At 60.9% G+C, this 468-nt stretch carries 3 tRNA genes; all 3 read right to left on the minus strand.

The features are described 5' to 3' along the window. Window positions 1–33: 33 nt before the first annotated feature. The 3 genes from ABE423_RS20715 to ABE423_RS20725 all read right to left on the minus strand — a co-directional run bounded on the left by ABE423_RS20715 (window position 34) and on the right by ABE423_RS20725 (window position 436). A tRNA-Asp gene (locus ABE423_RS20715) sits at window positions 34–110 on the minus strand. A gap of 87 nt (window positions 111–197) precedes the next feature. Next, window positions 198–274: transfer RNA gene (locus ABE423_RS20720), tRNA-Asp, on the minus strand. An 85-nt stretch (window positions 275–359) separates the two neighbouring features. Next, window positions 360–436: transfer RNA gene (locus ABE423_RS20725), tRNA-Asp, on the minus strand. Window positions 437–468 lie beyond the last annotated feature (32 nt).

A 468-nucleotide genomic window follows, 5' to 3' on the forward strand; every position in this document is an offset into this window, starting at 1 on the left:
AAGCCCCCGGCTTGCGCCGAGGGCTTTTAAAGTTGGCGGAGCGGACGGGACTCGAACCCGCGACCTCCGGCGTGACAGGCCAGCATTCTAACCAGCTGAACTACCGCTCCGTTCTTGCAAAAACCTTTTCGCCTTCCTTCCGAACCTGTCGGTGAGAAGACAAGGCCCCCAGCTTTAGGCCGGGGGCCTCGATGTAGTGGCGGAGCGGACGGGACTCGAACCCGCGACCTCCGGCGTGACAGGCCAGCATTCTAACCAGCTGAACTACCGCTCCGCATTGTTGCTATTTCCTGTTTTCCCACCGGCCTGGACCAGGGAGAAAACAAAGCCTCCAGCTTTTGGCCGGAGGCCTCGTTGAATGGCGGAGCGGACGGGACTCGAACCCGCGACCTCCGGCGTGACAGGCCAGCATTCTAACCAGCTGAACTACCGCTCCACACTCAAACTTTTACCGCGGTGCTGTGGTGG

Source organism: Stenotrophomonas sp. TWI1409 (assembly GCF_039673015.1).
In the GTDB taxonomy this organism is placed as follows: domain Bacteria; phylum Pseudomonadota; class Gammaproteobacteria; order Xanthomonadales; family Xanthomonadaceae; genus Stenotrophomonas; species Stenotrophomonas maltophilia_A.